21 protein-coding genes are annotated in these 23,569 nt (G+C 59.8%); 9 read left to right on the forward strand and 12 right to left on the reverse strand.

All coding sequences use genetic code 11. The features are described 5' to 3' along the window. Nucleotides 1-193: 193 nt before the first annotated feature. Nucleotides 194-2,125, reverse strand: coding sequence for a 5-dehydro-2-deoxygluconokinase (iolC, locus tag ABTW55_RS12035; protein WP_060423589.1), 1,932 nt, complete (start codon nucleotides 2,123-2,125; stop codon nucleotides 194-196). 545 nt (nucleotides 2,126-2,670) lie between these two features. Between iolC and iolD the strand changes: the two genes are divergently transcribed. From iolD to iolE, 4 genes are read left to right on the forward strand one after another with little or no spacing between them, the layout of a single operon-like run. Beyond that, entirely contained in the window at nucleotides 2,671-4,611 is a 1,941-nt protein-coding gene (gene iolD, locus ABTW55_RS12040) for a 3D-(3,5/4)-trihydroxycyclohexane-1,2-dione acylhydrolase (decyclizing) (protein WP_060423591.1), read from the forward strand. A 35-nt stretch (nucleotides 4,612-4,646) separates the two neighbouring features. Further along, nucleotides 4,647-5,660, forward strand: coding sequence for a Gfo/Idh/MocA family protein (locus ABTW55_RS12045; protein WP_060423593.1), 1,014 nt, complete (start codon nucleotides 4,647-4,649; stop codon nucleotides 5,658-5,660). A 40-nt stretch (nucleotides 5,661-5,700) separates the two neighbouring features. Then, nucleotides 5,701-6,585: a sugar phosphate isomerase/epimerase family protein gene (locus ABTW55_RS12050; protein ID WP_004930845.1), complete on the forward strand. Its 885-nt coding sequence runs from the start codon at nucleotides 5,701-5,703 to the stop codon at nucleotides 6,583-6,585. Between the two features lie 59 nt (nucleotides 6,586-6,644). Beyond that, nucleotides 6,645-7,541, forward strand: a complete 897-nt coding sequence (gene iolE / locus ABTW55_RS12055) for a myo-inosose-2 dehydratase (protein WP_019455194.1) — start codon at nucleotides 6,645-6,647, stop codon at nucleotides 7,539-7,541. 58 nt (nucleotides 7,542-7,599) lie between these two features. Here iolE and ABTW55_RS12060 read toward each other — a convergent pair whose 3' ends face one another. Both ABTW55_RS12060 and ABTW55_RS12065 read right to left on the reverse strand, forming a co-directional pair. After that, the gene (locus tag ABTW55_RS12060) at nucleotides 7,600-8,781 is read right to left on the reverse strand and encodes a P1 family peptidase (protein ID WP_060423597.1); all 1,182 of its coding nucleotides are present in this window, start codon (nucleotides 8,779-8,781) and stop codon (nucleotides 7,600-7,602) included. Next, nucleotides 8,774-9,289: a GNAT family N-acetyltransferase gene (locus tag ABTW55_RS12065; protein ID WP_060423600.1), complete on the reverse strand. Its 516-nt coding sequence runs from the start codon at nucleotides 9,287-9,289 to the stop codon at nucleotides 8,774-8,776. Before ABTW55_RS12065 ends, ABTW55_RS12060 begins: the two co-directional genes overlap by 8 nt. 389 nt (nucleotides 9,290-9,678) lie before the next feature. On the opposite strand from ABTW55_RS12065, the gene ABTW55_RS12070 reads away from it, so the two are divergent. Together ABTW55_RS12070 and ABTW55_RS12075 are read left to right on the forward strand one after the other, a co-directional pair. Beyond that, complete coding sequence (locus tag ABTW55_RS12070; protein ID WP_033654458.1) at nucleotides 9,679-10,374, forward strand: pirin family protein; 696 nt, start codon at nucleotides 9,679-9,681, stop codon at nucleotides 10,372-10,374. A 690-nt stretch (nucleotides 10,375-11,064) separates the two neighbouring features. Continuing rightward, the gene (locus ABTW55_RS12075) at nucleotides 11,065-11,952 is read left to right on the forward strand and encodes a hypothetical protein (RefSeq protein ID WP_041037055.1); all 888 of its coding nucleotides are present in this window, start codon (nucleotides 11,065-11,067) and stop codon (nucleotides 11,950-11,952) included. 75 nt (nucleotides 11,953-12,027) lie between these two features. Here the strand turns inward: ABTW55_RS12075 and ABTW55_RS12080 are convergent, their stop codons facing one another. The 8 genes from ABTW55_RS12080 to yhfZ form a co-directional block, all read right to left on the reverse strand. Next, nucleotides 12,028-12,882 carry a phosphatase PAP2 family protein gene (locus tag ABTW55_RS12080; protein ID WP_060423603.1) on the reverse strand — a complete coding sequence of 285 codons (855 nt, stop codon included), beginning with the start codon at nucleotides 12,880-12,882 and terminating at the stop codon, nucleotides 12,028-12,030. A 54-nt stretch (nucleotides 12,883-12,936) separates the two neighbouring features. After that, nucleotides 12,937-14,247 (reverse strand): YhfT family protein, encoded by a 1,311-nt coding sequence (locus ABTW55_RS12085; protein ID WP_047570181.1) that lies wholly within the window; start codon nucleotides 14,245-14,247, stop codon nucleotides 12,937-12,939. Nucleotides 14,248-14,257: 10 nt separating this feature from the next. Continuing rightward, entirely contained in the window at nucleotides 14,258-14,611 is a 354-nt protein-coding gene (locus ABTW55_RS12090) for a DUF2620 domain-containing protein (protein WP_033654455.1), read from the reverse strand. A gap of 13 nt (nucleotides 14,612-14,624) precedes the next feature. Further along, complete coding sequence (locus ABTW55_RS12095) at nucleotides 14,625-15,518, reverse strand: phosphotriesterase-related protein (RefSeq protein ID WP_047570184.1); 894 nt, start codon at nucleotides 15,516-15,518, stop codon at nucleotides 14,625-14,627. After that, nucleotides 15,511-16,740, reverse strand: a complete 1,230-nt coding sequence (locus ABTW55_RS12100; RefSeq protein WP_047570186.1) for a phosphopentomutase — start codon at nucleotides 16,738-16,740, stop codon at nucleotides 15,511-15,513. Before ABTW55_RS12100 ends, ABTW55_RS12095 begins: the two co-directional genes overlap by 8 nt. Before the next feature lie 48 nt (nucleotides 16,741-16,788). Then, nucleotides 16,789-17,952: a YhfX family PLP-dependent enzyme gene (locus ABTW55_RS12105; protein WP_060423605.1), complete on the reverse strand. Its 1,164-nt coding sequence runs from the start codon at nucleotides 17,950-17,952 to the stop codon at nucleotides 16,789-16,791. Nucleotides 17,953-18,044: 92 nt separating this feature from the next. Further along, nucleotides 18,045-18,401, reverse strand: a complete 357-nt coding sequence (locus tag ABTW55_RS12110) for a hypothetical protein (protein ID WP_060423607.1) — start codon at nucleotides 18,399-18,401, stop codon at nucleotides 18,045-18,047. A gap of 10 nt (nucleotides 18,402-18,411) precedes the next feature. Further along, nucleotides 18,412-19,323 (reverse strand): GntR family transcriptional regulator YhfZ, encoded by a 912-nt coding sequence (gene yhfZ / locus ABTW55_RS12115; RefSeq protein ID WP_049213044.1) that lies wholly within the window; start codon nucleotides 19,321-19,323, stop codon nucleotides 18,412-18,414. Between the two features lie 224 nt (nucleotides 19,324-19,547). On the opposite strand from yhfZ, the gene gntR reads away from it, so the two are divergent. The 3 genes from gntR to gntK all read left to right on the forward strand — a co-directional run bounded on the left by gntR (nucleotide 19,548) and on the right by gntK (nucleotide 22,830). Continuing rightward, a complete protein-coding gene (gntR, locus tag ABTW55_RS12120) occupies nucleotides 19,548-20,543 on the forward strand; it encodes a gluconate operon transcriptional repressor GntR (RefSeq protein WP_004930833.1) in 996 nt (331 codons plus the stop codon). A 341-nt stretch (nucleotides 20,544-20,884) separates the two neighbouring features. Further along, complete coding sequence (gene gntT, locus ABTW55_RS12125) at nucleotides 20,885-22,201, forward strand: gluconate transporter (RefSeq protein WP_033636339.1); 1,317 nt, start codon at nucleotides 20,885-20,887, stop codon at nucleotides 22,199-22,201. 101 nt (nucleotides 22,202-22,302) lie between these two features. Then, nucleotides 22,303-22,830 carry a gluconokinase gene (gene gntK, locus ABTW55_RS12130; protein WP_033636338.1) on the forward strand — a complete coding sequence of 176 codons (528 nt, stop codon included), beginning with the start codon at nucleotides 22,303-22,305 and terminating at the stop codon, nucleotides 22,828-22,830. Nucleotides 22,831-22,860: 30 nt separating this feature from the next. On the opposite strand, the gene ABTW55_RS12135 is transcribed toward gntK, so the two are convergent. Continuing rightward, nucleotides 22,861-23,454: a YhgN family NAAT transporter gene (locus ABTW55_RS12135; protein WP_033654449.1), complete on the reverse strand. Its 594-nt coding sequence runs from the start codon at nucleotides 23,452-23,454 to the stop codon at nucleotides 22,861-22,863. Between the last annotated feature and the right edge of the window lie 115 nt (nucleotides 23,455-23,569).

The raw sequence follows: 23,569 nt of genomic DNA on the forward strand, positions 1-23,569 counted from the left end.
CGCAGTGGGGTGAAGGCGCATTGGCCTGACGCCTGAAATATTGACAGGGTATTTTAACAGACGGAGCGGAAATTTCATTTCCTCAAAAAGCGATTTATTCGATCGCACATTGCGCGACTTCACAGAAAATAGGCAAAAAAATCCCCTTAAAGCGGCGAAATGGCCTTAAGGGGACGTGAACCTGCTCTCGCTGTCAGTGCGCGCCGCCCGCCTGCGGGCGGTACTGGCGCCAGAAACCGATCAGCGTCAGGTATTTTTGTTTCACCTGCTCGATCAGGGCGGCGTCGTCGATTTCCCCCTGCAGCCAGCGGCGCGAAGGTTGGCCGAAGATAGTGCGGCCGACGGCGAAACCCTTCACCCAGCGCGCATCCGCGGCGGCGGCAAAGCCCGCCTTCAGCACCGCTTCCGGGGAGTCGAGCCCCAGGATCAGCACGCCGCGGCAGTCGGGATCGTAGGTATCGATCAGCGCACCGACCCGCCGCCAGTTTTCCGCGCTCAGCGGCGGCAGTTTCCACCAGTCCGGCTGAATGCCCAACCGGTAGAAGTGCTCAATCATCTCCAGGTAATAACGTTCGTCTTTGTCGGGGTTGTTGTCCGGCAGGATCACTTCCAGCAGCAGCTCGTGGCCGGACTTACAGCAGCCGCGGTAGACGTCGGCGATCAGCTCATCCTGCTCGCGACGCAGTTCCGCCGCGTCGTGCGGGTGATAAAACACCAGGCACTTCACCACGTGCTCCTGCGGCCAGTCGATCAATTGCGAGCCGATATTGCCGTGCTCCAGGCGCAGCGGACGCGAACTGGGCAGCTCTACCGGCCGGCCGATCCACCATCCCTGGCCGGTGATCTCGTTCAGCGCCGCCTGCCCGTAAGTGGTGTCGGCCAGAATGCCGCTGTTGCCGTTCAGGCCGGCCTGCGCGGCGGCCTGTTGCGCCGCGGTCAGCAGCAGGGTTTTCAGGCGCGGAATGCGCTCCTCGCCGACGCCGGCTTCGCGTGCCATGTCCGCCAGCTGCTTGCGGTGATCGAAGGCGAAGACGCACAGTTCCGGCCACTGTTGCTTGCGGGTGGTGACCCGGTGCAGGTGGTTCAGGCGCGCATCGCGGTCCGGGCGCGTGACCTGCCGTTCACGCAGCAGGTAGTCGTCCAGCTCCCGTTTGGTCGGCATCGCCGGCGCGCAGCCGTGGCGCGAGACCACCAACGCGCCGCAGGCGTTGGCGTAGCGGCAGGCCTGATCCCAGCCCTCATCGTTCAGGTAGCCACGCAGCAGGCCGGACATAAAGGCGTCGCCGGCCCCCAGCACGTTCAGCACCTCAACCCGCACGCCGGCGTGCAGTTTCACCTGTTCCCAGCCATCGGCGATTTCGCCCTCGAACACCGAGCAACCCTGCGCGCCGCGCTTGCACACCAGCGTGGCCGCCGTGGCCCGGCGCACGTTTTTCAGCGCCGTCAGCGTGTCGGTGCTGCCGCCGGCGATATGAAACTCTTCTTCGGTGCCGACGATCAGATCGAAATGGTGCAGCACCTCCTGCAGCTCGCGCGTGACCTGGTCCGATTCCACAAAGCGGGTTTCTCCGTCGCCCAGCGACGTCAGCCCCCACAGCACCGGGCGGTAATCGATGTCCAGCGCGGTGCGCAGGCCGTGGCGGCGCGCGTATTCCAGCGCCTTCAGCACCGCGGCGCGGGTGTTCGGGTGCGACAGGTGCGTGCCGGTGATGGCCAGCGCGCGCGAGGAAGCGATGTAGGCCTCATCGATGTCGTCCGGCGTCAGCGCCATGTCCGCGCAGTTTTCGCGGTAGAAGATCAGCGGGAAGGTTTCCTGATCCTTGATGCCGAGGATCACCAGGCCGGTTAATCGCTGTTTGTCGGTGATCAGGCAGCGGGTATCGGCCCCGACGCGCTGCAGTTCTTCGCGCAGAAAGCGGCCCATGTGCTCGTCGCCGACGCGCGCCAGCATGCCGGATTTTAACCCCTGAATGGCGGTGCCGTAGGCCACGTTGCCGGAAGAACCGCCGAGGTACTTGGCGAATGTGCCGGCGTCTTCCAGCCGCGCGCCGATCTGCTGAGCATAGAAATCGACGGCGATGCGCCCGAGACAAATGACATCAAGCTGTTTTTCTTGTGTAGCCATACCCGTTTCCTTCTGTTTAAGCAAAACTCCGGCGGCGGCCCGAGCGTGGCGCCCTGCAGGAAGCATGTGGACAGTATGGGGAATGAAAATTTCAATTTCAATATAGAATGAAATTTACACCCCAAAAATGTGATGCATTTAAAACATCGACAGAGGCGTGGGAAAAGGCGGTGAAACGGCTACGGGAGGGGGGCCGGGGCACGCATAAAAGAGGGGAAATGACAGGGTAAAAGGCGGTCAACCCATGAGCCAACGGCTTTTATTGGCCGGTGCGTGGCGCGAAGCCAGTGAAGGCTGAATCACGAGATGAAACGGGCTTTTCATGCATTATGCGATCTTTATCGCAAAATGAAATGTTTCTTCTGTAATGTGATTTTATGAAAAATATATTTGTTTATAATCGCTTCACGTTTCAGGTTGTCGACTTCGTGAGCAGCGGGCATCGCCTGCTCAAGATAATAGCTGCCGCCGCGTAACACAAACACGGAATTGTCGGCTCGGCGCGAGCCCTTTCCGGGGCGGCCCTCAATCTAAAGGGTGAGTAAATGGGCAAGATCAGGCTAACCATGGCGCAGGCGCTCGTCAGATTCCTCGATAACCAGTATCTGCTGGCCGACGGTGTGGAAACCAAATTCGTCGCGGGCATTTTTGCGATTTTCGGCCACGGCAACGTGCTGGGGCTGGGGCAAGCGCTGGAGCAGGATAGCGGCGATCTGCGGGTGCATCAGGGCCGCAACGAGCAGGGGATGGCCCATGCGGCGATCGGCTTCGCCAAACAGAAGCTGCGCCGGCAGATCTACGCCTGCACCTCATCGGTCGGCCCCGGCGCCGCCAATATGATCACCGCCGCGGCCACCGCCACCGCCAACCGCATTCCTTTATTACTGCTGCCGGGCGACGTTTACGCATCCCGCCAGCCGGATCCGGTGCTGCAGCAAATCGAGCAGTCTTACGATCTCAGCATCAGCACCAACGACGCGTTCCGCGCGGTGAGCAAATACTGGGACCGCATCGTGCGGCCGGAACAGCTGATGAGCGCCTGCATCAACGCGATGCGCGTGCTGACCGATCCGGTGGAAACCGGCGCGGTGACGCTGTGTCTGCCGCAGGACGTGCAGGGTGAAGCCTACGACTATCCCGACTATTTCTTCCAAAAACGCGTGCATCGGCTCGATCGCCGCCCGGCGACCGACGGCATGTTGGCGGACGCGTTGGCGCTGCTGGCGGCCAAACGCAAACCGCTGCTGGTGTGCGGCGGCGGCGTGAAATACTCGCAGGCCGGGCGGGCGCTGCGCGAATTCGCCGAGCGCTTCGGCATTCCGTTCGCCGAAACCCAGGCCGGCAAAGGCACGGTGCCGAGCGACCATGAATTCAACCTCGGCGGCATTGGCGAAACCGGCTGCCTGGCGGCCAATACGCTGGCTCGTCAGGCCGATCTGGTGATCGGCGTCGGCACCCGTTACACCGATTTCACCACCTCGTCCAAATGGCTGTTCCAAAATCCGGACGTCAGCTTCCTCAATATCAACGTCAGCGCCTTTGACGCCGGCAAGCTCGACGGCGTGCAGGTACTGGCGGACGCCCGCGAGGCCCTGAGCGAACTGGGCGCGCTGCTGGCGCAGGCCGAGTACCGCGCCGGCTGGGGCGACGCCATCGCCGCGGCGCGCAGCGCCCAGCGTGAAGAGACCGAGCGCGTTTACGCGGTGGAATACGGCGGCGCAGGCTTTGTGCCGGAGATAGACGATCACCTCGATCGCGAGCGGGTGTTCGCCGAATTTATCGCCCAGACCGATTCCGCGCTGACCCAGAGCCGGGTGCTGGGGGTGCTGAACCGCGAGCTGCCGGCGGACAGCGTGATCGTCGCCGCCGCCGGCAGCCTGCCGGGCGATTTGCAGCGGGTGTGGCACAACCGCGGCGAGCACGGTTATCACGTGGAGTACGGTTACTCCTGCATGGGGTATGAGGTGAACGCCGCATTGGGGGTCAAGCTGGCCGAGCCGCAGCGCGAGGTGTACGCGATGGTGGGCGACGGCGCCTTCATGATGCTGCATTCCGAACTGGTCACTTCGATTCAGGAAGGCTGCAAGATCAACGTGATGCTGTTCGACAACATGACCAACGGCTGCATCAACAACCTGCAGATGGAACACGGCATGGACAGCTACACCACCGAATTCCGCTTCCGTAATCCACAGGGCGGCAAGCTCGACGGCAAACTGGTGCCGGTCGATTTCGCCATGCTGGCGGCGGCTTACGGTTGCAAAACCTATCGCGTCACCACCGAGCAGCAGCTGCTCGATGCGCTGGCCGACGCCCGCAGGCAGACCGTGTCCACGCTGCTGGACATCAAGGTGCTGCCGAAGACCATGGTGCACAAGTATCTCAGCTGGTGGCGCGTGGGCGGCGCTCAGGTGGCCGACAGCGAGAAAATCGTCGCAGTGGCGCGCAAGCTGCAGGAAAACATCGATAAGGCGCGCGATTACTGATTCGTTTTCATACATAAATCTCGAGGGTAGCGAAAATGACATTGAACATTGGGGTTATCGGCACCGGCGCCATCGGCCGCGATCATATCCGTCGCTGCAGCAAAGTGTTGCAGGGCGCACGGGTGGTGGCGGTGAATGACATCAACCGCGACAACGCCGCCAAGGTGGTGAGCGATCTGCAGCTGGATGCGCGGGTGTATGACAACGGCCACGATCTGATTAAGGCCGCCGACGTGCAGGCGGTGCTGGTGACTTCCTGGGGGCCGAGCCACGAAGAGTTCGTGCTGGCGGCCATCGCCGCCGGCAAACCGGTGTTCTGCGAGAAGCCGCTGGCGGTGACCGCGCAGGGCTGCAAAAACATCGTCGATGCCGAAGCGAAGCACGGCAAACGGCTGGTGCAGGTCGGCTTTATGCGCCCCTATGACCAGGGCTATCGCGCGCTGAAACAGGTGCTGACCAGCGGCCAGATCGGCGAGCCGCTGATGCTGCACTGCGCGCACCGCAACCCGACGGTCGGCGAAGCCTACACCACCGATATGGCGATCACCGACACCCTGATCCACGAAATCGACGTGCTGCGCTGGCTGCTCGACGACGACTATGTGTCGGTGCAGGTGGTGTTCCCGCGCAAGAGCCCGAAGGCGTTCCCACACCTGAAAGATCCGCAGATTGTGCTGTTCGAAACCGCTAAAGGCACGCGCATTGACGTCGAAATCTTCGTCAACTGCCAGTACGGCTACGACATTCAGTGTGAAGTGGTAGGGGAAACCGGCATCGCCAAACTGCCGGAGCCGTCTTCGGTGCAGATGCGCAGCGGCGCCCACCTGTCGACCGAAATCCTGACCGACTGGAAGGATCGTTTTATCGACGCCTATGACGTTGAGCTACAGGGCTTCATCAACGACGTGGCCGCGGGCAAGTTGACCGGGCCTTCCGCCTGGGACGGCTACGCCGCCGCGGTGACCGCCGACGCCTGCGTGGCGGCCCAGCTCAGCGGCGAAATCGTGCCGGTGACCCTGCCGGCGCGCCCGGCGTTTTACAACAAATAGCCGGCTTGCACCACCTACCTACGATTGCAGAGGAGTGACCATGAAGATCGCTTTTGATGTCGACGTTATCCGGGATTTGGGCGTCACCAAAATGGTTCAACAGGTGGCGGACTGGGGCTACAAATACATCGAGCAGTCGCCGCACCCGCAGATCAACCCGTTTTACAAGCATCCGAAGGCCAGCCGCGAAATCATGGCGGAGTATAAAAACGCCCTGAAAGCGACCGGCGTTGAGATCTCCTCATTTATCGTGGTGTACCGCTGGTCCGGGCCGGGGGAGGATCGCCGCCAGGCGGCGGTCAAAAACTGGCGGCGGATGATCGAAATCGCGGTGGAAATGGGCGTGCAGGTGATCAACACCGAACTGGCGGGCAACCCCAACGAACCGGAGATCTGCGAGGAGCTGTGGTATCGCTCGATGGAGGAACTGCTGCCGATCGTCGAGCGCGAGGGCATTCGTATGGAGATCCAGTCGCACCCGTGGGACTTCTGCGAACTGAGCAACGAAACCGCCGATCTGGTGAAATCGCTGCGCAGCGATCACGTCAAATACCTCTACAGCGTGCCACACACCTTCTACTACGACAAGGGGCAGGGCGACGTGGCCGGCATGCTGCAGTACGCCGGGGACGATCTTTCCCACGTGCTGATCGCCGACACCATGAACCACACCAAGCATTGCCGCTATATCGTCAACCCGCCGGGCGTTGACGCCGCGGTGCACCAGCACGTCGGCATCGGCGAAGGCGAGGTGAATTTCGACGCCCTGTTCCAGACGCTGCGCGACATGGAGTTTGCCAACCGCAGCTTCAAGGTCGGCGGCGAATCGATCATCTGCACTTCGCTGTTCGGCTACCCGGAAAAGATGCCGAGCCAGGCGGTGGCGACCAGAGAGCGCATCGAAAGAGAGCTGTTGGGCAAATAATCTTATTCGGCTCGCCGGCGGCGTTTGCGCCGGCGGCCCTCCAAGCACCGAGGCAGACCATGAATAAAGACAACGTGAAATTGGCCATTGCGCCGATCGGCTGGACCAACGACGACATGCCCGATCTGGGCAAGGAAAATACCTTCCAGCAGTGCGTCAGCGAAATGGCGCTGGCCGGCTTCACCGGCAGCGAAGTGGGCAGCAAATACCCGCGCGATCCGGCGGTGCTGAAACCGATGCTGGACATTCGCGGTATCCAGATCTGCAACGCCTGGTTCAGCACCTTTTTCGCCGACGGCCAGAAAGACAAAACCATCGATGAATTTATCAACCACATGAATTTCCTGCATGCCATGGGCGCCAGGGTGATCGGCTGCTCCGAGCAGAGCAAGAGCATTCAGGGCACCACCAAAGGCGTGTTCGAAGAGAAACCGTACTTCAGCGATGAAGAGTGGCAGCGGGTGGCCGACGGTTACAACGAGCTGGCGAAGATCGCCGCCGGCAAAGGCATGCAGGTGTGTCTGCACCACCATATGGGCACCGGCATTCAAACCACGGCCGAAATCGATCGCTACATGAGCATGGTCAACGACGACGTCTACCTGCTGTTCGATACCGGCCACGCCTACTATTCGGAAGGCAGCCAGCAGGCGATGATGGCGATCCTGGAGAAGTATCTGCCGCGCATCAACCACGTCCATCTGAAGGACGTGCGCGATGAGGTGGTGGCGGAAGTGAAGGCCAACAAGCTGAGCTTCCTCGATGGCGTGAAGAAGGGCACCTTCACCGTGCCGGGTGATGGCGTGATCGACTTCAGGCCGGTGTTCAAGCTGCTGGACGAGCGCGGTTACAAAGGGTGGATGGTGGTGGAGGCCGAGCAGGATCCTGCGCTGGCCAACCCGTTCGAGTATGCGGTGAAAGCGCGCCGTTATATTCGGGAAACCGCCGGCATTTAAGCGGCGAGGGTTAATCATGATTAAGGGGCGCCAGCGCCCCTTTTTTGATGGCGGCGTGTTAACCGCCGAGCGTTTGCCAGGTTGCAACCTGGCTGCCTGGCCACGGCGTGGCGGCATGCACGCCACGGGCGATCGCCCGGGCCAGGGTGTCCGCCGCCAGCGCGCCGATTTGCAGCACCGCCAGTTCGCGGCTGCCCTGAACCTCGCGCTGCCCGGTGGACAGGGCAAACACCACGTCGCCGTCAAACGGGCTGTGCAGCGGGCGAATAGCGCGCGCCATGCCGTCTTGCGCCATGATGGCCACCCGTTTCAACTCCACTCGCGTCAGCGCCAGATCGGTGGCGATACAGGCCAGGGTGGTGTTCTTTCTGCCGCCCTGCGGCTCTTGTTCCATCCAATCTTCGCCCTGGGCGCGCAGTTGCGCCAGCGCCGCCGCGCCGCCGTTGCCGAATTCACCGTCAATTTCATAGGGCGTCGCCCAGAAGGCGCGGGTGCCGGGCGCTACCACTGCACCCAAACTGTTGACCGCCACCAGCGCGCCGACGGTAGCGCCATTGGCGGCAATGATAGATGCCGAGCCGAGGCCGCCTTTCAGCTTGCCCATGCCGGTCATGGCGCCATAGCCGGCGCCGACGGTGCCGAGCGGAAAATCCAGCCCGGCCTTGCCGACCGCATCGATGCCCAACTGGCGATACGGCGGCGTGAGCTGCCAGTTTTTGTCGCCGCCGTTGGCCAGATCGTACAGGCAGGCGGTGGGCACGATCGGGGAGACCGGCACGCCGGGCGCCGGGCGCAGCGCGTAGCCTTTACCCTGTTGCCCCAGCCAGGCTGCGATGCCGTCCGCCGCCGCCAGGCCGTAAACCGAGCCGCCGCTGAACGTCAGCGCATCGACGGTCTGCACCAAATTGTCTTCACCCAGCGCGTCGGTTTCCCGGGTGGCGGGGCCGCCGCCGCGCACGTCCACGGCGGCGATCGCCGGGCTGTCCGGCAGGATAACCGTCGCGCCGGTGCGCACCCGGCTGTCCTGCGCCACGCCGACCTTCAGGCCCGGCACATCGGTAATCAGGTTGCGGGCGCCTGGGCGCCCGGCGGCGGAAGTTGGCATAGCGGCACCTAATGGGGTGAGAGGAGAGAATATGCCGACGGCGGCGGTCAGGCCGGCCAGCGCTTGTAAAAAGGTTCGGCGGTTGATGTTCAGGGGCCGGCGCAGCGGCCCCTGCGGGTGGGGAAGATTACGCATCGCCGCGCGGCTGCCCGGAGCGAAAACGCGCCATATGGTAGGCATCGACCAGTACGCCGTCGCGCATGGCATAGGCGCGGCTGGTGCCCTCTATCTCGAAGCCGAATTTGCGGTACAGCGCGATGGCCGCCGGGTTGTCGGTGAATACCGTCAGCTCGATGCGTTCGATGGCCGCCCAGTTGTCGCACAGGTCGATCATCGCCTGCATCAGGCGGCTGCCGACGCCTTTACCGTGGTAGTGCGGATCGACGCCGATGCCGAAGGTGGCCACGTGGCGGCGGCGCACGCGCTGATTCAGCATGACGGCCAACTGGCCGGTAAGCTGCCCGTCGATGAAGGCCGCCAGGTTATGCGTACCCGGTTCGGGATTGGCGAGGCGCTTCTGCCAGGACTCGACGGACGGTAGAGGAAGCTGCAGCGTATCGCGGTAGACGGGCGTCTGAGAATAAAGATGATGCAGGGCCTGCGCATCCGTCGTTTCCACGTGGCGTATCACGATCTCGCTCATCTCGCTGCTCCTGTTGCTTACCGGTTGAATAACCTCTGAATTTATCCGTTTACTGCCTTGAGTCAATATTATTTCAACGGGTCAAAAAAAACGCTTTACAGGTGCGAATGATAATGATTATTATTGCGATGCGTTCCGGGGAGGGCATCAACCCTTGATACTCTCGCTGCGAAGGCACGACATTGCTCACATTGCTTCCAGTGTTTACTTAGCCAGCTCGGGTGCTGGCTTTTTTTTTGCCCTTTTTCAACCGCTTCCGCCTTCAACAAATCCGTTGCCCATCCGCCGTTTCATTCCATCGAAATTTTTGAACAGAGGCATGAGTTTTTTACGCTTTCTTATTCTGCCCGCAGGACTAGACTGTAAAAAAACATTGAGGAGAGTTGAATATGATTTATGTACGCAAAGCGGAAGATCGCGGCCACGCCAATCATGGCTGGCTGGATAGCTGGCACACCTTCTCATTTGCCGACTACTACGATCCGAACTTTATGGGGTTCTCGGCGCTGCGTGTGATCAACGAAGATGTGATCGACGCCGGGCAGGGTTTCGGCACCCACCCGCATAAAGACATGGAAATCCTGACCTATGTGCTGAGCGGCACGGTGGAGCATCAGGACAGCATGGGCAACAAGGAGCAGATCCAGGCCGGCGAATTCCAGATCATGAGTGCGGGCACCGGGGTACGTCACTCCGAGTACAACGCCAATCAGGATCGTCCGCTGCACCTGTACCAGATTTGGATCATTCCGGATCAGGTCGGGCTGGAGCCGCGCTACGAACAGCGCATGTTCGACGCGCCGCAGGGCCGTCAGCTGGTGCTGTCGCCGGATGCGCGCGACGGTTCGCTGAAGGTGTTCCAGGATATGACGCTGTCGCGTTGGGCGCTGAATAAAGGCGAGCAGTGTGAGTATCCGATCGCCGCCGGCCGTCGCATTTGGATCCAGGTGGTGCGCGGCAAGGTCTCGGTCAACGGCCAAGCCGCCGGCATCAGCGACGCGTTTGCGGTGTGGGATGAATCGGGTCTGACGATTCAGGCCGACGAAGAGAGCGAAATCCTGCTGTTCGATCTGCCGCCGGTGTGATTAGGCGGTAAATATCAAGTTGCTGCCTTCCGCTGATGCGGCTGGCGGCGCAATATGACCAACCTGGTGCTTCAGGCTTAGCCTGGAGTGCGGGTTGGTTTTCTTGTTATGGCCCGGTTATTTCCTCGGTTTTCTGGCGTTTCCTTCGCGCCAGGCTGCAAAAAGTGTTTGCCTTCTTTTGAGCAAAAAAGTTAATTCTGGAGCCGCTGTGTGATTTTTATACGCCTGACATAAGAGCGGCAACGATTAAATTAAGCTGGCTTTACATTATTGATAATAATATTTACAGCCTGTCTGTTTATCGAGCGATTTAATAAAGGATTTAGAATTATTGTATAAATAAATTATTTCCTGATAACGTATTAATTGCAAAGGCAATGCCATTGTTTGTGTTTGCATGATGTTAATTTCAGGTGGGGTATCTGTGAACTGAAGGTCAAATAATATTGACGGGCTGAAATACGTAAATAAAACGGTCCGGAAATGAGTGCCAGAGCGGTGGCTGATTTTTGACTTGGACGATAGCCGCTCAGTGGGTTGCGTGCTAAATATATTTTTAATTTCTTTCGTCAGTTTATTTTTTGGTTTTCCAATCGCGCCACAGAGGGGCGTCCGAGCTCACGCGTACGGGCTTTCGACACGCTGAATGCCATTGCAGAAAACAATCTCATACCTGGAGATAGAGGAAAAATGATGAAAATTAAAAATGAACGTAACGGCACTTATGATGATTTCTTAAATGCGATACTCACTTTCGAAAGCACGATCGATCCGCAAAAAGCGCAATATTATGCGGAAAATTATGATAATCCAACCGCGACATCTTATCAGGATGTGGAGTATCCCGGCCGGGTTATTCGGGCCCAGGATGGCACGACAACCAAAAGCAATGTCTCGATAAGAGAATATTTCGAGCGTTTGGGTATCGGCAAATACTATACTCAAGGTTCAACGGATCCCCAGATGTTCAAGCAAATGCAGTATGCGACGATGAACTATCTCGGTTTTATCGGTTACCAGCTCAGCGAACAAGACTTCTGGGATCTGGGATATTACACGCATTATGATGAAAACCATCTCCCTAAATATTATTCCGACGTGCCGGTGTCAAATTGGGCCAACGGCGTGCGGGATAAAGTCATGAATCTGCCTGGCAAAGGCGAAGTGCATGTCACGGATGTGAATACCTGGCAAGGGACCTTTACCGGCAAACACGGCATTAATAGTTTTGACGATGTTCTCGATCCGGATAAACAGGACTATGTCGCCAAAGATCATTTTGTCGATAAGTACGAGGGCATGGTGCGTTTGCTGGCGGAGAGAGGCAAAACCCTGAATGATTATTTGGGCACCACTATTCGTTGGTCTGAATGCCATCCCGTGTTGACGCCGCCGCCGGGCGTGCCGGATGCGGTGGAAATCACGCTGTCGGGTTTACTCGGCGGTGCCCATCTGCGCGGGGCGGAGGGCATTACCGCCCTGCTGGTCGATCGTGAAAATCGGGCGGATGAAAACGGCACGGCGATTTTGCAGTATGTCTATCAGTTCGCAGGCTATGACACACCGTTTAACCCCTAATGCTCTTCCATAGTCGCCGCGGAATGGCATGATTCCCCCGCGCGCAAGCGCGGGGGAATCGACGCGGGCCAAGGGTCAGCGTTCTTCCGTTTGCTGCTGCAACAGCCGATCTATCTCTCGTTTTGCTTCCCGAAATTGCTGCTGATATTCCGCGCTGGCTTGCAATCGAGCAAAGGCACCGGCCGCCAACACGCGGCCGGCTTCGACATCGCTGGCCCAGTGTACGCCGCAAATCAGCCGGCTGCGGCCAAACTCATAACCCTTGCGCATGAGCTCCGTCGCACGTTGCGGCACCATGGCCGTCAGCGTCATCGCCCATACGAAACCGGTTACGGCATGCCCGGAGGGATAGGAACCGCCATCGTTGCTGAGCGCACTGTGCTCTTGCGGGGTACAGCTCTCCACCCGCAGCGCGGAGTAGGGGCGAATGCGGGCGTGGGCCTTTTTCGCGCCGTTGGAAGCATAGCCTGCGTCTGTGAGCAGGCGGCTCAGCAAGAGGTGGGTATGCGGCGTGCGCTGGCGCGATATCTCCGTACCCAACGCTGCGGAGAAAGCCCGACCGATGGCATTGAAGGACAGATTGGCATCCTCCACCGCCAACCTGCCCCGGGGCGTATCGCGCAGTTTGCGAAGCTGGTAAAAGGTTTCCACGTCGGCTTTCCAGGCCGCGCTGCTTTCAATCGGCGGGGCCGGCAGGATTGCCGCGCCGTCCGGATAGTCTGCAGGCGTAAGATAACCGTTGATCCAGCCTTCTATGTAGGGAGAAAAGCCTACATTCGGATAGCCGATATCCGAATAGTCTACCCGCCACCGCTCGCGGGTATCGCTGTTGGGCGCGATGGACTCGGCATGCGCCGGCATGTTTTGCAGACAAATCAGGGCGAGCCCTGTAACGGCACTTCGTTTTATGTTCAGAGTGAATATAGCCATCGTTATATATTCCCTTCCTGGCATGACGCTGTTTCAGTAATGGCGACGGTTTGATCACTGCGGCACAAACAGGCCGATCCAGCCGAAAATATTGAGCAGAATGCCGGTGATAATGACCGCCACCACCGGCGCGGCGATTTTAAGCACCGGGCGGCCGAGCGCTTCGTTAAGGAAATAGAGCGCCGCCGCCATGCTGAAGCCTGTGTACCCGGCCATTTTGATGGCCGCGAAAGTGGAGCCGATCAACAAGGCGAATTCCATCAGCATATTCATCGCGTTGCGGATATTGTCGGATGCATTGCGCACCGAAGGATATCGGCCCAGCCATTTGCCGATATAGCGCAGCAGCAGGATTTCCAGCGTGATGACGATGGCGCCCGCCGGTGCGGCAAGCCAGGGCGAGGGGGAAAGGTAACCGACGACAAAGACGAACGTGAAGCCCGCCACCGCATATACCCCGGTCGCCAGCGCGGTAGTGGCGATCAGCGGAATGAATCCAAGCCCGCGCATGAATTCGGCCAGCGCCGCCTGGTGCAGAAGGGCGTCTGATTCTTCGGGCGAGATGCCGGGCGCGTAGGCTTTCGCCAGCGTATAAATCGAGACTTCGGAGCCTCCGAAGATCTTCATGCTGGCGACGGCAGAAATCAGCGCGCCGGTTACGGCGATAAGCGGCAGGTTGTTGATAATGCGCTGTGTGCGCTCCTCAAACATCGACGGGGCCGAAGCCTCTTCACCCGTTGGGGAAGTCCGCCGATCTCTCAGATCGCGGAAAATCGCGATGCCCAACAGCAAAACCATACCGACGAAGATTTCGATCGACTCCGGGAACAGATGTGGGAAATAACGCACGACGATCAGGCGCGACAGCAACACCAGCAGGGCCGCGACCACGCTCTGTTTCCAGCCGAACTGGTAGAAAATGGCGACCAGAGGAAAGAGCGCGAAGGCCGACACGACCGGGTTACTCAGTTCCCCCAGCGCGCCAATGATGTCTACCGGCAGCGAGGTCAGGAGTTGGTTGATGGGCTGCAGGCTGGTGAAGACCAGAATGCCCCAGATGGCGCCGAGAATGAATGCCAGCCACACGTTGACGGCCAGCACGCCGATGATGTCGGTAGGCAGAAACAGCAGCCAGCTGTTCAGCAAGCCGGTGGACAAGGTAAATGAAATGCCGACGGAGGCCACGAACCCTATGCTGAGGCCAAAAGCGATGCTGCCCGCTTCCCGACGGTTCATATGGCCTTCCACCAGTTGCGGAAGGATAGGGCGAATGCCGTCATGAAAGACTGCCGCCGAACGGTGAGATAACAGCGCCGTCATGCCCGTCAACAGGGACACCAGAATGACGGAAAGGATAGGGTCCATTTTCGCCTCCTTATGACAGTTGCCGAATCAACAGCGGGATCGCATGTTCGACGTGCTCGACCGAAAGGCCAAACGCGACTTTTCCTTCCGCCACCCACTTCGTTATTTGCTCTTCTTTCGCACGAATGCCCGGCTTGGCGATCGTGCAGCATTTGTTGAAGCCGATGATGGCTATCGCGATGGACAGCGCAGCGCCGGCGCCGGTATTGCAGGCGCCGATGAAATAGTCCAGTTCGCCGTTTTTGACTCGGGCGGCGGCGTCCATGTCGCTTAAGATGCTGACGTCAAAAATGCCTGGGGCGGCGCTCTCGATGGCCTGTTTGATCTGTTCCCGCTGTAAACCTGCAATTCCGATTTTTTTCATGGCTATCACCTTATTATTTGAAGAACCGATTTGGGTTGTGTTGCAGCATTGCGGTCACGGCTTGCTGACCGATCCCCGCCTCCAGCAACAGCGGAACGAAACTGTCCATGAGGTAGCTGAAGCCGGGGCCGCCGTTGCCGCGCAGATGCGAACGGCGCGTGATGTCCATCGACAGCATCACCCGATCGAGCAGGCCGCGTTGCGACAGCGCGGTCAGCATCGCCACGCGTTTTTCATCCGGGTAGTAGCTGTTTTTGCCAATGGTGTCGAACTGCACCCACGCGCCCCGATCGATCAGGTGCAAGACAGTTTCCAGATTGTCTTTCAGATCGCAGTGGCCAATCACGATGCGGTCGGCCGGCACGCCGTAAGATTGCAGCAGGGCGAGCTGCTCCGGCCCCATGGTGCTGAAGCTGGTATGCGTGGAGATTGGCCGCCCCGTGGCGTGGTGAGCGAGGGCGGCGGCGTGGAACATTTTTGATTCGTCGGGCGTGATTCGGCCCTCGCTGCTGCCGATTTCGGCAATCACGCCAGCGCACAGGCCGCTGCCGTCGATGCCGCATTCAATTTCGGCAATCATTTCGGCGGCCAGCGTTTGCGCGTCTCGGGTGGCGACGTGTTCGGGATAGAAATCCTGTTGGTAGTAGCCGGTGGAGAGCAGCACGTTGATACCGGTGTCGCGCATCAGGCGCGCGATGAAGTGGACATCCCGCCCCATATAGCGGTTCGTTACCTCGACGATGTTGCGGACTCCCCGCGCCATCAACGCCTCCATTTCATCGCGCAGCAGAGCATAGCTGTCGAGGCGACAGTCATCGTTATGCTTAAACGGTGAAAGATCGATGTGCAGATGTTCATGCGCATAGGTGTAGCCGTCGGCGTTGAGCCATTCAATCTGATCAGCCATGAGAATTCCCCTGCAATAATGAGAAAAAAGAGGTGCCGTTCTGCGGTGCGGGAGCGCCGAAGGCGTCGCAAACGGAGGCGCCCACGTCGGACAGCGTGGCCCGATCTCCCAGCCGGACGCCAGTAACGCCCGGGCGCCAGACCAGCAGGGGCACGCACTCGCGCGTGTGCTGTGAATGCCCGATCGTCGGGTCGTTGCCATGATCGGCCATGACCACTAACGCGTCGTCCTTATCCAGCAGCGACATGAGATGCGCCAGATATCCGTCCACCAGTTGCAGGCGCTCCGCATAACGCGCCACATCCTGCGCATGCCCGGCCAGATCGGTTTCCTGAATGTTGGTGCAGATAAACCGCCGGCCCGGTCGTTGCGCTTCGCTCAGGGTCAGCGCCATGATTTGCGCGGAATCGACAATCCCGCCGAAGTTATCGCCGTCGGGATTGGCGACGATATCCGCCACTTTCCCTATCAGGGATGTCGGGATGCCTTGACGTTGCAGACAGGCGGGAACCTGTACGGCCTCATCGACGCCGTAACCCAAATGAACGACCCGGAAGCCTTGCCGGTAGACGCCCGAACGCGGGGCATCGATGCCGGCGTACATGTCTTGCCGGCTTTGCGCCGCTGCGGCGATGGCTTCGTTGCTGGTGCTTTCTCCGCCGAAGACAATGACGCGGCTCACGGGCGCGCATCGCCTAACGATGGCGCCGATTTTTCTGACCGTGTCGTAATCGATCAGGTTCAGATTGGCGGTCACGTTGTAGACCAGGCCGGGGTCGGTTTCAAGGTTATCGCCGACGGCCACGGCGTCGTTGACCCAAAGGTATGCCGTATTCGCCGTCACCGGGAGCCGCTGCACCCGGTAGCCCGCTTTCCGCAGGGCGCCAGCCGTTTTATCCATGATTTCGCCGAACGGCATTCTGAAGGGCTGTTTGGGCTGAGTTCCCATAATTTCCTGATGCCCCATGAACGAGTCGGCGCCTTCATGTTGCAGAGCCGCTTTGCCGACGTTTGCCTGCGGATTGGGCTCCATCACGTTGGCCCGGTATCCCAGCGCGTTGATCAGGCCCAATCTTTCCATTGCGGGCAGGCGCAGGTCGGGACATTGCTGCAAGATATGGCCGCAGGTATTGGCGCCTGCGTCGTTCGGCCTGACTTGCGGCACATCCTCCATGGCGCCGACGCCAAAGCTGTCGATCACCAGGACTACAAATTTGTTCATGCTGTGTTCCCCCCTGATATTGGCGGCTAAGACGCCGACGGCGTTTGGCTATTGCCGCGAGACGATGGGATTGCCCAGGCTGTCGTAGAGCCCGGCCAGCGTTGGCCGGCCTGCGCTGATGCCCTGGATAAGCGCTACGTCGCTGCGGGTGACGAAGATCTGCGTGCGGAAACACATGATTACCGGGCTGCCAACCGCGAAATTGCCCTCCAGCCCCAGGTAGTAATCGATATTGTCCGATTTGAACGGCAGTGTCCGCGTCTCGCTGGGGGTATCCCCGGTGAAAACCAGCGCGTTCCGTAGGCGGCCGCGGCGGTAATAGCCGCCGCCGAAGCACAGGCTGTTCGATCCTGCGTTATGAGACACTTCCGACAGATACAGCATGGCGATGCGTTCCGGTTGATCGCCGTATTCATTGGCCGGAATGGTGCCGGTAAACGCGTGGCCAGGTTCAATATGCGTCGCGCCGCCGCGGGCAAGCGCAGGGATGGTGTTGCAGCTATTGGCCGACGGGGCGTTAACCTGCTCGATAGGAAAGCCCGCCGCGCGCAGCGTTTTCGCCGCGTTGACCAGCGTGGTAAAGTTCGGCGTGGTGAGGCTTTCGCCCGCCGTTGCCGACGCCAGGGCGCAAGGAAAATTCGTGACGCCGACGATCTCCACGTCGCCAAGCGCGGCGATGCGCGCCGCGACATCGACCAGCTCGTCAGGCAGGAAGCCGCCTTCCTGACCGGGGTAGACGATATCGCCGGTCTGGCATACTTTCAGCAGCAGGCGTTGCCGCATGCCGAGACGCCGGGCGCATTCGGCGATCCTGCGCGCTTTCTCAAATGAGAAAACCGTGATGACTTCCGGCCGGCATCGTAGCGCGCTCTCGATTTCCCCGTCCGGAATTTGCACTAAATGCCCCAGATGGCGAAGCGGCACGCCGTTATTGGCCAGGCATCGCGCCTCGCGGAAATCCACCGCCACCGCTCCGCTGAACCCCTGGTCGATAATTTGTTGGGTCAGCCAGGGATTGCGGCCGAACTGCTTGCTCATCACATACGGCGTCACACGATATTCTTCCGCCGTTTGCAGAATGCGGCGCGCATTCTGTTTCACCATATCCACATCGATCACCCAGGTGTCCGGCGTGAGTTTGTGCTGGCGCAGCAGCCCGATCGACGCGTCAATCAGCGGTTGATTTTGTTTGCGTAGCGCATCTAAAAACATAGGGTTGGCGACTCCTTAAGACAGCGGTTTCCGGAACATCAGATTGGCCGTCGTTTAAATATTCATTTTTTTGAACATTTGTTGCGAAAAAATCAATGCCGCTGTTGGGGAGACAAGCCGAACAGGTTGGCCAAGAGATAACCTTCCTCGTTGGGATGCAGCCGTACGCTGAACTTTGCCAGCAGCCCATCATTCAGCCGCCGCAGGTGGGGCAGTTCACCCGATGCGGCGATCTCCTGCAGAAAATCCTCGCCCAGCGGTGCGATGATTTCGCCGCGCCGTGAACGCATCAGCGCGTTCGCCATATGCGCGATGGCCATCCATCCCTGTTCCTCGGGCAGCGGGCGCCCCCAGCGCGTTTCCAGATCGTCAATGACTTGCAACATGCCGCGGAAGATATCTTCATCTATCACTCCGGCCTGGCAAAGCAGCTTCATCTTCTCTTCCACAATCTCTCCTTCAATAGCTGGGCTCAATCTCTTCTGACACCACGGCGCGCTGATGCTGGCGAACCCGATGCGTATCGACAAAAGTATCCAGCAGTTTCCCGGTGCTTCGGTCATCGCTGCGGATTAAAATGGTAGCCTCCGTCGCCAGCACGACGCGTTGATCCCCTTCCAGGGGCACGGCCTCCAGCCCGTAGCGGGCCAACACCTGGCGGTTCTCGACGTTCCAGACGACGGCATCGATGGTGCCGTTTTCGAGCCGGCTCAGGCAGTCGTGGTAAGGAATTTCCACCCGTGCGACCGCCGCCGGGTCATAAATCATATCCGTCAGCAGCTTTTGGTCCATCGAACGGCAGTCCACGCCGACTCTGCGCACCGCGCCGTGATCCCCGCGGCGGCGAATGATTTGATGCGATACCCAAGAATGCTCTCCAAGCGTCGCCGCGATCTTCACCCCGTTTTCCGGCCGGCTTACATACTCTTCGGCGGCCAGACGCGAGACGACCGCCAGGTCATAAATGCCATTGCGCAAACATTCCACGCGAATATCCGCTCCCCGCATATGTGCGAAGTAGAACGGTACGTCGGAAAACTCGCGCTTCAATCCGCTGGCGAGCCCCTCGTACTCGCGGGTATAGGGTAACGGCATGGCGCAAACAACGCGGGAAATGTTGGCGTAATCCAGCAGCGACCTATAGTCCACATGGGTTAAGAAGCTGCCGTTGCGCCCGCTGCGTTGTACGGTTATGCAGCCTGCGTTTTCCAGTGTCTTGAGCGCCGCCTGCATCAAACCGATGGACAGGGCGTTGTCGCGGGCCAGTTCGCCAATCGTTTTTAATCGCTCCCCCGGTTGGCATCCCAGCAAGTACATCGCCAGACAGCTCAGCGATAACCCTTCTTTTTTTATAAATTGACTGCGGCTCATTTAAATATTCATTTAAGTGAAGATTTGTGTCAGGGATACACCAAAAGCGTGGAGAGATCCAAAAATTACGGCGAATGTGTGATGAAGTGCACGTAGCGGTTATCGGTTTCCGCTTGGCGCGGAGAATCTGTGAGTTCTGTTGGCCGTCGCATAACCGACAATATCGGCCCGCCGTTTTTTTTGCTAAAATGACTGCCCATTCACGGTTAGTCAGTTCATTGATAATGAAGAAAAAACGGCCGGTACTCCAGGATGTGGCGGACAAGGTGGGCGTGACCAAGATGACGGTGAGCCGTTATCTGCGCAATCCCGACCAGGTTTCTGCCGCCCTGCAGCAAAAAATCGCCGTCGCGCTGGATGAGCTGGGTTACATCCCCAACCGCGCGCCGGACATCCTCTCCAACGCCACCAGCCGGGCGATTGGCGTGCTGTTGCCGTCGCTGACCAACCAGGTGTTCGCCGAAGTGCTGCGCGGCATCGAAAGCGTCACCGACGCGCACAACTACCAGACCATGCTGGCGCACTATGGCTACCTGCCGGAGCGTGAAGAAGAGCGTCTGACCTCGCTGCTTTCTTACAATATCGACGGCCTGATCCTGTCTGAGCGCCATCACACGCCACGCACCCTGAAAATGATCGAGGTGGCGGGCATTCCGGTGGTGGAGCTGATGGACTGCGTCTCGCCGTGCATCGATCTGGCGGTGGGCTTCAACAACTTCGAGGCGGCGCGCCAGATGACCCAGCAGATCATCGCGCACGGCCACCGTCACGTGGTCTATTTCGGCGCCCGACAGGATGAACGTACCATCATCAAACAGCAGGGGTATGAGCAGGCGATGCGCGAATCCGGCCTGGAGCCGTACAGCATCATGACCGCACGCTCTTCCTCCTATTCCGCCGGCGGCGAGCTGCTGCGCCAGGCGCAGCGCGACTACCCGCAGATCGACAGTATCTTCTGCACCAACGATGACCTGGCGATCGGCGCGGCCTTCGAGTGCCAGCGGCAGGGGCTGTCGATCCCGCAGGACATGGCGATCGCCGGTTTCCACGGCCATGATATCGGCCAGGTGATGGTGCCGAAGTTGGCCAGCGTGCTGACGCCGCGCGAACGCATGGGGCAGATCGGCGCCGAGCGCTTGCTGGCTCGGCTGCGCGGCGAAACGGTGTGCCCGCGCATGGTGGACGTCGGTTTCACCGTGATCCCCGGCGGCAGTATCTGAGCCATTTTAACGTTCTGTTTTAACACCCTTTCTTTTTGCAGCGCGCCCTGAGGCGCGCGGGTTATCCCGCCTGTAAGCCCGCCGCTCGTTGCCGGTATAAGTTTGATCTCTGTCCCAGAACGCGAATTTTAGCCGCTTACCCGGTTCCGGCACACTCGTTGTTACCGGTATCATGATACCGGTAACAACGAGTGTGCGGTCATCTTGCTGCAAGACTGAACCTCTGACTCAACAACACCTACAGCTCTTCTTATAACACCGGGAAAGAGCCTAAAAATAAAACAACCGCACGCTTTACGCCTATCGTAAAGAGAGTCGCGATAAAAGGTTGGAGAAAAATTATGCCATTAGTGATTGTTGCAGGCGGCGTAGCGCTGCTGCTGCTGCTGATGATCCGCTTCAAGCTGAACGGCTTTATCTCTCTGGTGCTGGTTGCCCTGGCGGTCGGGATCGCACAGGGCATGCCGGTCGATAAAGTCATCGGCTCCATCAAGGCCGGCGTGGGCGGCACGTTGGGCAGCCTGGCGCTGATCATGGGCTTCGGCGCCATGCTCGGCAAGCTGCTGGCGGACTGTGGCGGCGCGCAGCGCATCGCCACCACGCTGATCGACAAGTTCGGCAGAAAACACATTCAATGGGCGGTGGTGCTGACCGGCTTCACCGTCGGCTTCGCGCTGTTCTACGAAGTGGGCTTCGTGCTGCTGCTGCCGCTGGTGTTCACCATCGCCGCCTCCGCGCGCATCCCGCTGCTGTACGTCGGCGTGCCGATGGCCGCCGCGCTGTCGGTGACCCACGGCTTCCTGCCGCCGCACCCGGGCCCGACCGCCATCGCCACCATCTTCCATGCCGATATGGGTAAAACCCTGCTGTACGGCACGCTGCTGGCGATCCCGACGGTGATCCTGGCCGGCCCGGTTTATGCCCGCTTCCTGAAAGGCATCGACAAGCCGGTGCCGGAAGGCCTGTACAACCCGAAAACCTTTACCGAAGCGGAGATGCCGAGCTTTGGCGTCAGCGTCGCCACGTCGCTGGTGCCGGTGATCCTGATGGCACTGCGCGCGGTCGCTGAAATGGTGTTGCCGAAGGGCCACAGCCTGCTGCGTTTCGCCGAGTTCTTCGGCGACCCGGTGATGGCGACCCTGATCGCCGTGCTGATCGCTATCTTCACCTTCGGCCTGAACCGCGGCCGCACCATGGATGAAGTGATGGGCACCATCACCGATTCGATTAAAATCATCGCCATGATGCTGTTGATCATCGGCGGCGGCGGCGCCTTCAAGCAGGTGCTGGTGGACAGCGGCGTCGAGCAGTACATCGCCGGCCTGATGGAAGGCAGCAACGTTTCGCCGATTCTGATGGCCTGGTCAATCGCCGCCGCGCTGCGTCTGGCGCTGGGTTCCGCCACCGTAGCGGCGATCACCGCCGGCGGCATCGTCGCCCCGCTGATCGCCACCACCGGCGTCAGCCCTGAGCTGATGGTGATTGCGGTCGGTTCCGGCAGCGTTATCTTCTCGCACGTTAACGATCCGGGCTTCTGGCTGTTCAAGGAGTACTTCAACCTGAGCATCATGGAAACCATCAAATCCTGGTCGGTGCTGGAAACCATCATCTCGGTGTGCGGCCTGGTGGGCTGCCTGCTGCTGGCGACGGTCGTATAATCTTTATCCGGCGCCCTGCGGGGCGTCGGCGTTCCAGAGTATCTTTATCAGTCGGGACGCATTTGGCGCGCTCGCGCCAGTTCCCATAAGGGCATGACACAATGAGTAATCCGCAGAATCACGTATTTATCCTGATGGGCGTATCCGGCAGCGGCAAATCCGCCGTGGCCAGCGCCGTCGCCCACGAGGCCGATGCCGCCATGCTGGACGGCGATTACCTGCACCCGCGCGCCAACATCAACAAAATGGCCGCCGGGCACGCGCTGGACGACAACGATCGCGCCCCGTGGCTGGCGGCCTTGAACGACGCCATCTTCGCCATGCAACGCACCAATCCGGTGTCGCTGCTGGTGTGTTCGGCGCTGAAAAAAAGCTATCGCGACCGCCTGCGCGAAGGCAATCGCAACCTGCATTTCCTCTACCTGAAAGGGGACAAGACGGTGATTGAGGAGCGCCTGAAACAGCGCAAGGGCCACTTCTTCAAACCGCAGATGCTGGTTTCGCAGTTCGCCACGCTGGAAGAGCCGGGCGAGCAGGAGCCGGATGTGCAGGCGATCGACATCAACCAGCCGCTGGACGGCGTGGTCGCCGACACGCTCGCCTGCATCAACCGCATCACCGCCCGCTGAGCGCGGGCCGTCGTCGGCGCCGCCAGGCGCCTACAGCTTCATGTAAGCCCGTATGCCGTCCAGGAACATCTGGGTCGACAGCATCACCAGAATCAGCCCCATCAACCGTTCCAGCGCGCTGACGCCTTTGCTGCCCAGCAGGCGCAGGAACAGGTTCGACATCAGCAAAATGGCCGCAGAGAGGCCCCAGGCGATCAACAGCGCCGCCACCAGATGGGGCAGCTGGTGCGGATACTGGTGCGACAGCAGCATCAGCGCCGCCAGAATCGACGGCCCGGCCACCAGCGGGATCGCCAGCGGCACCAGGAAGGGTTCTTCGCCGGCGGACAGCCCGGAGCTGTTCCCCTCCTGCGTGGGGAAAATCATCTTGATGGCGATCAGAAACAGGATGATGCCGCCGGAAATGGAGACGGTTTCGGTGCGCAGGTTGAGGAACGCCAGAATTTTCTCGCCGGCGAACAGGAAGATCAGCATCAGCAGCAGGGCGATCAGCAGCTCGCGGATCAGCACTACCCGGCGGCGGCGCGGTTCCAGATGCTTGAGCACCGACATGAAAATCGGCAGGTTGCCCAGCGGATCCATAATTAAAAACAGCAATACCGTAGCGGAAATCATCTCTGTCATGGTGACCTCGTGATCGGGAAAACGCCTCGGCCTTTCCGGCCGCGTCCTTGCCTATAAGAAGGATTGCTGAGAAATCCCCAGCCATCGAATAAATTCACTTTGCGCCCGCGCCGAC

The organism is Serratia sp. SM04, assembly GCF_040280225.1.
In the GTDB taxonomy this organism is placed as follows: Bacteria; Pseudomonadota; Gammaproteobacteria; order Enterobacterales; family Enterobacteriaceae; genus Serratia; species Serratia sarumanii.

What these genes read in the sequence shown, in the direction of transcription:
- iolC (WP_060423589.1), bottom strand. Translation starts at nt 2,125, where the DNA reads ATGGCTACACAAGAAAAACAGCTTGATGTCATTTGTCTCGGGCGCATC.
- iolD (WP_060423591.1), top strand. Translation starts at nt 2,671, where the DNA reads ATGGGCAAGATCAGGCTAACCATGGCGCAGGCGCTCGTCAGATTCCTC.
- ABTW55_RS12045 (WP_060423593.1), top strand. Translation starts at nt 4,647, where the DNA reads ATGACATTGAACATTGGGGTTATCGGCACCGGCGCCATCGGCCGCGAT.
- ABTW55_RS12050 (WP_004930845.1), top strand. Translation starts at nt 5,701, where the DNA reads ATGAAGATCGCTTTTGATGTCGACGTTATCCGGGATTTGGGCGTCACC.
- iolE (WP_019455194.1), top strand. Translation starts at nt 6,645, where the DNA reads ATGAATAAAGACAACGTGAAATTGGCCATTGCGCCGATCGGCTGGACC.
- ABTW55_RS12060 (WP_060423597.1), bottom strand. Translation starts at nt 8,781, where the DNA reads ATGCGTAATCTTCCCCACCCGCAGGGGCCGCTGCGCCGGCCCCTGAAC.
- ABTW55_RS12065 (WP_060423600.1), bottom strand. Translation starts at nt 9,289, where the DNA reads ATGAGCGAGATCGTGATACGCCACGTGGAAACGACGGATGCGCAGGCC.
- ABTW55_RS12070 (WP_033654458.1), top strand. Translation starts at nt 9,679, where the DNA reads ATGATTTATGTACGCAAAGCGGAAGATCGCGGCCACGCCAATCATGGC.
- ABTW55_RS12075 (WP_041037055.1), top strand. Translation starts at nt 11,065, where the DNA reads ATGATGAAAATTAAAAATGAACGTAACGGCACTTATGATGATTTCTTA.
- ABTW55_RS12080 (WP_060423603.1), bottom strand. Translation starts at nt 12,882, where the DNA reads ATGGCTATATTCACTCTGAACATAAAACGAAGTGCCGTTACAGGGCTC.
- ABTW55_RS12085 (WP_047570181.1), bottom strand. Translation starts at nt 14,247, where the DNA reads ATGGACCCTATCCTTTCCGTCATTCTGGTGTCCCTGTTGACGGGCATG.
- ABTW55_RS12090 (WP_033654455.1), bottom strand. Translation starts at nt 14,611, where the DNA reads ATGAAAAAAATCGGAATTGCAGGTTTACAGCGGGAACAGATCAAACAG.
- ABTW55_RS12095 (WP_047570184.1), bottom strand. Translation starts at nt 15,518, where the DNA reads ATGGCTGATCAGATTGAATGGCTCAACGCCGACGGCTACACCTATGCG.
- ABTW55_RS12100 (WP_047570186.1), bottom strand. Translation starts at nt 16,740, where the DNA reads ATGAACAAATTTGTAGTCCTGGTGATCGACAGCTTTGGCGTCGGCGCC.
- ABTW55_RS12105 (WP_060423605.1), bottom strand. Translation starts at nt 17,952, where the DNA reads ATGTTTTTAGATGCGCTACGCAAACAAAATCAACCGCTGATTGACGCG.
- yhfZ (WP_049213044.1), bottom strand. Translation starts at nt 19,323, where the DNA reads ATGAGCCGCAGTCAATTTATAAAAAAAGAAGGGTTATCGCTGAGCTGT.
- gntR (WP_004930833.1), top strand. Translation starts at nt 19,548, where the DNA reads ATGAAGAAAAAACGGCCGGTACTCCAGGATGTGGCGGACAAGGTGGGC.
- gntT (WP_033636339.1), top strand. Translation starts at nt 20,885, where the DNA reads ATGCCATTAGTGATTGTTGCAGGCGGCGTAGCGCTGCTGCTGCTGCTG.
- gntK (WP_033636338.1), top strand. Translation starts at nt 22,303, where the DNA reads ATGAGTAATCCGCAGAATCACGTATTTATCCTGATGGGCGTATCCGGC.
- ABTW55_RS12135 (WP_033654449.1), bottom strand. Translation starts at nt 23,454, where the DNA reads ATGACAGAGATGATTTCCGCTACGGTATTGCTGTTTTTAATTATGGAT.